The sequence below is a fragment of the Rhizobium sp. SVR5-9E genome, from assembly GCF_056755095.1.
In genome coordinates this window covers 24,342-32,647 of the sequence record NZ_JBNDHS010000069.1, presented here as the reverse complement: position 1 = coordinate 32,647, position 8,306 = coordinate 24,342, and the positions used below count along the sequence as shown (strand labels likewise).

Here is an 8,306-nt window from a genome sequence, read left to right as displayed (position 1 = left end):
CTCAGCAGTCGGCTCAGTATGTTACGACGTGCCCCCTGGCAGTCGCTTTGCCTCCTACCCGCAATTTAACCTTTTCGGAATCTTTTCTCAACCGCCAGATGCAGGCGCGCTTATTAGCATCGCCCTACCGGAACCTGGAGGCTGACAGTCGCGCCAAAATCGATCACTCGCGCGCCCACAGGTCCCGGTTTCACGATCTGCTTCGGCGCGAAGATCGATTGTGCGGCATAGTCCAAAGCGAGTATGAGGATCCCGGTCAATATCAGCGCCGCGGCCACCATCAGTGCTGTCCAGGCCACCAGCAGGCCGTGGCGACGACGCGGCAAGTGGGCGGCGACGACCCGGTCTACCGGCCTGCTGATGCGAACGGCCGCACCCTCAGAAGCGCCAGATCAACGGCACGATGAACACGGCGACGACAAAGAACCAGATCAGCAGCGGCAATCCGAGCTTCCAATAATCGTTGAAGGCATAGCCACCCGGCCCCATCACCATCAGGTTGGTCGGCGTTGCTATCGGAGTGAGGAACGCTGCTGCCGCTGCCACTGCGGTGCTCATGAGCACCGGACGCGGGGAAACGCCCATGGCCGTCGCTGCCGCCACGCCGATGGGGATGACGATCAGGGCAGTTGCAGTGTTACTGATCAGTTGCCCCATGACCGCCGTCAGGACGAACAATCCGGCGAGCAATGCGACAGGGCCGGCATCACCGACGAAGTTCACGAGGTGCTCCGCCATCAGCTTTGCCGCCCCTGTTTCCACCATGGCGGTGGAAAGCGGCATCATCGCGCCAACGAGGATCACGGTCGTCCAGCCGACGGCGCGATAGGCTTGCTCGACGCTCATGATGCCTGACAGGATGATCGCACCGGCGGCGAGTAGACCGGCCACTGCCGGCGGCACAATGCCGGTGGCGAGAAGCAGAACCATCGCAAGCAGGATGATAACCGCCTGGCGCGCGCCTGGTCCCATCGGAACCGCCTGACGGCGGACAAGTTCCGGCGAATTGACGACCAGGACGTCCGGATCGTTGAGGTGGACGTCGAGCGCTTTCCATGTTCCCTGCAACAGCATCGTATCGCCTGCCTGCAAGACGATTCCGCCAGCATCTTTGGTTGCGCCGCTGGGTTCAATTCCGGCCCCGGCGCGCTGTACCGCCAAAATGATCAGATCGCCGCTTTCGGTGACCATACCGGGAAAAACCGTCTCGCCAATGAGGCCCGAGCGCGGTGGGATGACGACTTCGGCAAGCCCTGAGCTGCGATTGAACAGCGTTTCCTCGCCCTGCCCGACCGCCTTGTCGTCGCGGAATGCGAGGTGCATCTCCGCCGCAAACGCGGCAGCGGATTCCGCATCACCAAGAACCAGAAGATGATCCCCCTCGGCAATGAGTGGCCTGCGCAGCGGGCCGGCCGTCTCGCCCTCCTGAATGGCGACAAGCTGTAGCCCTGGATGTGCGGAGAGATCTACCCCGGACGACGACAGACCCACTAAGGGCGAGCGCGCGCGCACGCGCATCTGGTAGATGCCACTCGCAAGGCCGTATTGCTCGACAAGTGTCTTGGCATGGCGACTGAAATCGGCAGGCATGGTCGCGCCATTACGCTCGGGAAGCAGCTGCTTTCCGAACAGAATGATGATGGCCATAGTGCCCGCCAGAAGTGGAATACCGGCAAATGCAAATTCGAAGAAGCCGAAACCACCGACGCCCGCGTCGATGCCTGCCTCCGATACCAGCACGTTCACCGGCGTTCCCGTCAGCGCCAGCATCGAACCTGCATGTGCGGAAAAGACCAGCGGCATGAGCAGCTGCGACGAGTTACGCCGGAGGCGAACGGCGATGACGACCACGACGGGCAGAAGCGCCGCGACAGCGCCGTTGACGCTGATGAGCGCGGTGAGAAGCGAGACGAGCGCCATCGTCAGGAAGAGAAGGCGCGCACGGCTTTCTTCGCCCGCGCCGCGGATGAGCAGTTGTCCGGCCCAGGCAGTCACGCCGGTGATCTCGAGCCCCGCGCTGACGACGAAGAGCGAGGCGATAAAGATGACTGCGGGATCACCGAAGCCACCAAGCGCCTGGCCAAGCGTGAGGACGCCGCTCGCCCATAGCGCCAACGCAGTCAGCATTGCCACAAAGACGACCGGCAGCTTGTTCCAGACGAACAGAACGACGGCAGCGGCGATGATGGTGGCTGTGTATGCTATGGGACTCAACCGCTCTGCTCCTCATTTGGTCCACTCGGACCGTCCAACCACACAGCCGCGCTGACCACGCAACGTCGCCTTACCCCACGCTTCCGGTGAACTCGCCGCGATCGCTCACCCGACTGCACGCCTGAGCCCCCTGACCGCAGGCAGGTCGCAAATGGATCGCAGGGGCCAGAAGACAAGTGGCTCCGCGAGGCAGCTAGTCGTCCATGGTCGCCATAAGGATGCCCAAGCGGCAGCCCTTCTCGTACTCCTTGAGATTCACATATTCCTTGATGGTATGAATTTCGGCCTGGCCGGCACCGATGGTGATGGTGGGCACGCCGTGTTTGTCGAGCCAATTGGCGTCCAGGCCACCATTGGAGAAGATGTAGACAGGCTCGATGCCGAGAATCCCCAGCGCCCTGGCGGCGCGCTTCACGACCGGCGTGTCCTTGCCCAGTTCGAACGGCGGATAGGACGCCTTGTGGCTGAATTTCACCTCGGCCATGTCGCCCTGATCGTCCTTCACCTCGTTCCGGGCCTTGGCGAAAGCTTCCTTGTAGCCGTTGGCGATTTTCGTCGCGAAAGCCGCTTCGGGGCTGCGCGCCTCCCCCTTGAGGAAAGCGTAATCGGTCACGACGTTGGTGGCGTCACCGGCGGGCTTGTTGCCCTTGCCGCCGAAGATGCCGATATTGCTCGTGCCCCGGCCGTCCGGTTTGACCACCTTGCCGAACCAGCCGCCATGCTTCGCCTCGGCCAGCGCCATTGCGCCGACCAGCGTCGCCGAGATGCCCTTCTCCGGCGCAACGCCCGCATGCGATGCCCTGCCCGTGATCTCTGCTTCCCAATTCTCCTGCCCGACCGCGCCAACGATCAGGTCCGAGGCCATTTGGCCATCGACATTGATGCACATCACCGCACCGTTGAGTTCGGCGGGATTGAGTTCCCGTGAGCCATGCAGCCCGCTCTCTTCGCGCACCGTGAACAACAGGGTGATCGGCGGATGTGGCAGCTTGTGCTTGATCAGGGTCTCGGCGACAACCACAAGAAGGGCGACGCCGGTGCGGGCATCGCCGCCAAGCGCGGTCGTGCCATCCGAGACGATGCGGTCGCCCTCGCGCCGCGGCTTGGCGCCAGCACAAAGCGGCACGGTGTCGAGGTGCGTGGAATAGAGCAACCGTGGTCCGGGTCGCGTTCCCGCAATATCAACGATCAGATTGCCCGTTTCGGTCGGTAGCGGAATGCGTTTGTTGACGTCGTCAAACCGAATAGCAGACTCCGGCACGCCGATTTTCTTCAAAGCGTCGCAGACGGCAAGGCCGATGTTCTTTTCCTGGCCGGTGACGCCCTCCACCGAGAGGAACCGCATCAGATGTTCTTCCGCCGCAGCGACGTCGAGAGGAATAGAGTTGGTGCTCATGATGTCCATCCGATCATACGAGTGATTATTCGTTCAGGCTTGCCGCACCGATCGTCACAAGCCCCAAGGCAGGCCGAGAGCCTTCCAGACGGCAAAGAGAGCCGTCCACAGCACGAAGATCAGCACGACATAGGGAAGCATCAGAGAAACGATCGTGCCGACGCCCGCGGACTTGTCGTATTTCTGGGCGAAACCGACGACGAGCGCGAAGTATGCGTTGAGCGGAGTGATCGCATTCATCGGCGAGTCGCCGACGCGATATGCGGCCAAAACGGCTTCCGGCTCCACGTTGAGTTTCATCAGCAGCGGCACGAAGACGGGAGCGAAGATCGCCCATTTCGCGATCGCTCCCGTCAGTAGCAAGTCGATGATCGCAACCACGACGATGAACCCGATCAGCAGCGGCAGCGCGCCGATATTGGCAGCCTGCAGCGCGCCCGAAAGGCTGAGCGCCATGACTGTGCCGATATTGGTGTAGGTGAAATAGGCGACGAACTGGCTGAGAACGAAGAAGAGGAAGATGGTGCCGCCCATGTTCTTGATCGACTTTTCGATCGCAGCAATCACTTCAGCCAGGGTTCTCATTGTGCCGGCACCAATGCCGTAGGTCCATCCCGTCACCAGGAAGACCAGCATGATGAGCGCGATCAGGCCGTTCATGAAGGGCGAATTGCCGATCAGCTCGCCGGTATCAGGATTACGAAGCGGTGCGCCGCTTGGGATGGTCAAAAGGAGGAAGACCACTAGAAGACCGATGAGTCCGTAGAGGGCGAACCGCAATCCGCGAGATTCCCGATCGGAGAGCGTCGCGCCCTGACTCTGAACACCGCCTTCCGCCGTTTGAGGATCATACTCTCCCAGCCGCGGCGCGATCATCCGGTCGGTAATGAGAGCGATCAAGACCGTCAGGAACAGCACCGACGCGATGGAAAACCAGACGTTGGACGCCAAGCCGATCGACCGGGCGGGGTCGACGAGATGCGCTGCGTCATTTGTGAATTCGACGAGGACGGCATCGAGGGGTTTGATCAGCATGTTGACGGTGAAGGCGGCCGCCACGGCAGCGAAGCCGAGCGCGAGGCCGGCAAGCGGATGCCGCCCGACGGCCAGATAGGCGACGCCGGCAAGGGGTATCAGCACCAGATAACCTGCGTCAGCCGCTATACTTGCGAGAATACCGACAAACGCCAGGATATAGGTCAGCGCCCAGCGCGGCGAGACAACGACGAGCTTGTGGATCAGCGCCGTAACCAGGCCGGATTCCTCAGCGACGCCGGCGCCGATCATGGCGGCGATCATCAAGCCCACCGCTGTGAAACTCATGAAATTGGGAACGAGCGATGAATACAGAAAGCGGAGGCCCTCCACACTCAGCAGGCTGTTTATCGCCGTCGACGCCTGCTCGATCTCGTGCGTGTCCGGATTGATCCGCTCGAAGCTGACCGCCGCTCCAAAAGCGCCAAGCACGGCCGACAGGACGATGACAATGCCGATGAGAATCAGGAAGATGACCACAGGATGGGGAACCATGTTTCCCACCTTCTCGACGCCGTCGAGGAATCTCTGCATCGCGGTCTTTGGTGCGACATTGGCAGTGGCCATGTCTTCCTCCGTAGTGCCAAAGGGTGCGCCCCGGGAGGACGCCGGAATTGAAGTTCGCTTGGGTGCGCGTTCCTGACGGTGGTTGAACCCCGAATTGGCATAACCCTCAGTGCGCGGCCTCATACCTTCTCCGGCCAACCCGAATGAGGTCCCCGGCCCGGAGACTATCTTTCAACATTCACTTCTCAGAGGAGCGGACGACAGAAGTCGTGAAGAAAATATCCGCGTCACACAACCCACGTGAACGACCATTGGTGTAGGCCGCTGGGCGCGGAACACATCATTCGTGATTGCGCGACGCGCCGGTTCAGCGTGGGCAGGGCGCGACATACTGACGACCGCTACGATCTCGGAACCGGCATTGCCCGGGCCGACCGGCGACATTACCGATGACAGCCCCGGACGCGCCGCCGATCGCCGCGCCAACGGCCGCACCTCGGACATTGTTCGTGAGAGCGCCGCCAACGACTGCGCCAGTTGCAGCGCCGATGCCGGCGCCCTGTTGAGTCGGCGTGCAGCTCGCAAGCGCGAAAGCTGCCAGAAAGCACAGCATCAACTCCTTCATCGCTCTCCCCCTATTGTGACGCTCAACAGATCTGAACGTCGCAGAAAAGCCCATGTACAGCGTCGTTTAAATATAATGTCGCTCAAGACTGCCTGTGATCAGCATAGAATCCCGAAACCAAGCTCTGGGTTCAAAATTTCGAAGCGCAATTGCAGCAAGAAAATCTTCAAAGACCTGAATCGTAAGCTGTTCGCCGGGACTGGACTGCGCCGCTTCGGGTGTACAGCGATCAGCGTGCGGTTTTGGCCTTTCCTTTCTGAAAGAGTCCACGTTTGCTCAAGCATCCCGGCAGCATTCCGGATGCGCACAATCGAGGAGCTCATTCAGTTCTGGCCTGCCTCCCGGAACCGCTGCGCGAAGACTGACTTCAAGCGGTTGATTTCGGCAGGTTGCCAGCCTGTCGGGTCTGTCACCGCCAGCCACGCATCGATGTAATGTTCCGGCGCGTAGACGTGGCCGTATCCCATCGGCGAGGTTGTCGCGATCATCGCGTCGAAGGCGAGCTGCAGCATCGTGACGACCGGGAACCAGCGCAAGCTCGGCGACACGTCGGGTCCCCGTGGGGATTTCAGCCAATCCGGCATTCGATAGAACGAACGGAGATCGAAGAATGTCACTGCATCGCTGGCGTATTGCAGGAAAACAATTCTGATCGGCCCCCAGGCCGCGCCGGGAATGTTCAACGCGTTTTCCTGATTGGTGAATCGGATAATCGAACCGTCACGAAACCGCGGCAGCCAAGCAGGCGAACCGGGGTTTCGGTTTGCCGTCACGAATGCCCATGTCCCGCTCGGAAAGGGCGGCCCGCTCCACAACGCGCCCTGGAACGGATCGGCAATGACGTCGTAGAGATTGGCCGAGAGCTGTGAATTCATCGCTCCGAGACTGAGGCCGTGCAGATAGAGCCTTGGGCGGTGGTCGTGCGGCAGCGTTGTCCAGTAGCCGTAGACTTCCCTGAACAAGGCGTGGGCCGCATCCGCGCCGTAGCCCGGCTCGACCATCAGCGACAACCAGCTTGCGAGGTAGGAATATTGCAGTGCGACGCTCGCGACGTCGCCGCGATTGAGATATTCGACGGTATCGATGGCAGCCGGATCGACCCAGCCGGTCCCCGTCGGAACGATTACGATCAGAATGGAGCGGTCGAAAGCACCATCCCTCTTCAGCTCCGCCAGCGCCAGCTTGGCTCGCTCTTCCGCTGTTTCGGCGGAGTTCAAACCGACATAAACTCGGATCGGATCGGTCGCCTTCGTGTTCAGGAATCCACCGATCTCGTCACCAGTCGGGCCGGAAGAGATGAAATGCCGGCCCTGTCGCCCAAGCTGCTTCCAATCGACGAGCGACGCCGCACTGCCCGTCTTTGCCGGATCAGTCGGCATGGGCATGTCGTCGTCGATCAAGGCGTCGAGCTCGCGGAACGAGGTGTCTGCCATTCGAAGACCGGCCCTGAACAGCACGCCTTCCGCCACGGACCAAAAAAGGATGATGGCCAGGAATGTGCCGACGGCGATGGCAATCCGCCTTGGGACGAAGCGCTGCAGCCACTTGTAAGAGAAAAGGAACGTGTACTTGAACAGACGGCCGACGACCACGAGCGCACAGAAGACCGCGAGAGCTACGGCGATCAGCTTGACCGGATCGGCCGAGGTGACGGGGTCCAGCCCCATGAGGTCCCGGACCGAGTTCTGCCAGGAAGACGCCTGCCAGAGGAAGAGCGTTGCAATCGCGATGCAGAAAACTGCGGCGACTGCCTGCCACATTCTCCCGAAGCCAACCCGCGACGGAAGGATCTCGAGATAGGCCCAAAGCCAGACGAGAAACACGCCGATGCCGTAGCCGAAGGCTGCGCAGCTTCCCGAAAGAGCGCCCTGGACAAGAGGGGACCGTGGCATCAGGCTCGGCGTCAGCGATAGGCAGAAGAAGAGCGTGCCTACAATCAAGCCTGTCGTCGAAAACGATCGTGTGAGTGCCAGAAGATATCGTTTCATTCGGCACTCTCCTCGCTGGAGCGCCGCTGGCCCGCGACCGCGAAAACGGCCGGCCCCGCCGCGCTCTGGCCCATATCGAGCGGCTTTTGGCTAGCATGACAACGTTTCCATCGAGATCAAGTTTTATGTTGCTTTAGATGTTCATCACGGAACCCATGATTGCACTTCCGGCTGCTCAGGCGCTTTTCAAAAGAGGCATCTATGTCGATCTGAAACGGGCCGACATTATGCCTGTGCAATCTCAACGAGGATTGAAGAGAATAGTGGACAACGTCCTCAACTTGCTTGGGTCGCGGCTCGCTTTTAAAGCTAGTCTTTGCAAGGAATGGAATGTCTTCTCGAAATGCAGTAAGCAACTGCTGCATCTTGTCGTTACCGATTGCCATAAAATACCGGAGTTGTTGAACTGCGGTATTTATCTAAACTGCTACAAGCACTTGATTTTCATCTCGGGATTTTCCCCTATTTGGACGTTGGGAGAGTCGGCGCAGCGGGTAAGGCTATCGGCATGAGGTCGGCGGTTGCTTGATTCCGACGATCT

At 60.4% G+C, this 8,306-nt stretch carries 6 protein-coding genes; 1 reads left to right on the top strand and 5 read right to left on the bottom strand.

Annotation, left to right across the window (positions count from 1 at the left end; translation table 11 throughout):
• Positions 1–378 precede the first annotated feature (378 nt).
• The 5 genes from ACPYOJ_RS24965 to ACPYOJ_RS24945 form a co-directional block, all read right to left on the bottom strand.
• Positions 379–2,214: an SLC13 family permease gene (locus ACPYOJ_RS24965; RefSeq protein ID WP_481418644.1), complete on the bottom strand. Its 1,836-nt coding sequence runs from the start codon at positions 2,212–2,214 to the stop codon at positions 379–381.
• Positions 2,215–2,407: 193 nt separating this feature from the next.
• Entirely contained in the window at positions 2,408–3,610 is a 1,203-nt protein-coding gene (locus tag ACPYOJ_RS24960; RefSeq protein ID WP_481418643.1) for a M20/M25/M40 family metallo-hydrolase, read from the bottom strand.
• 54 nt (positions 3,611–3,664) lie between these two features.
• On the bottom strand, positions 3,665–5,212 hold the full coding sequence (locus ACPYOJ_RS24955; RefSeq protein ID WP_481418642.1) for an AbgT family transporter: 1,548 nt from the start codon (positions 5,210–5,212) through the stop codon (positions 3,665–3,667).
• A gap of 307 nt (positions 5,213–5,519) precedes the next feature.
• Complete coding sequence (locus ACPYOJ_RS24950; RefSeq protein ID WP_481418641.1) at positions 5,520–5,777, bottom strand: YMGG-like glycine zipper-containing protein; 258 nt, start codon at positions 5,775–5,777, stop codon at positions 5,520–5,522.
• A gap of 323 nt (positions 5,778–6,100) precedes the next feature.
• Entirely contained in the window at positions 6,101–7,765 is a 1,665-nt protein-coding gene (locus ACPYOJ_RS24945) for an alpha/beta hydrolase (RefSeq protein WP_481418640.1), read from the bottom strand.
• A 137-nt stretch (positions 7,766–7,902) separates the two neighbouring features.
• Here ACPYOJ_RS24945 and ACPYOJ_RS24940 point away from each other — a divergent pair, with 137 nt between their 5' ends.
• Positions 7,903–8,277 (top strand): hypothetical protein, encoded by a 375-nt coding sequence (locus ACPYOJ_RS24940; protein ID WP_481418639.1) that lies wholly within the window; start codon positions 7,903–7,905, stop codon positions 8,275–8,277.
• Positions 8,278–8,306: the final 29 nt, after the last annotated feature.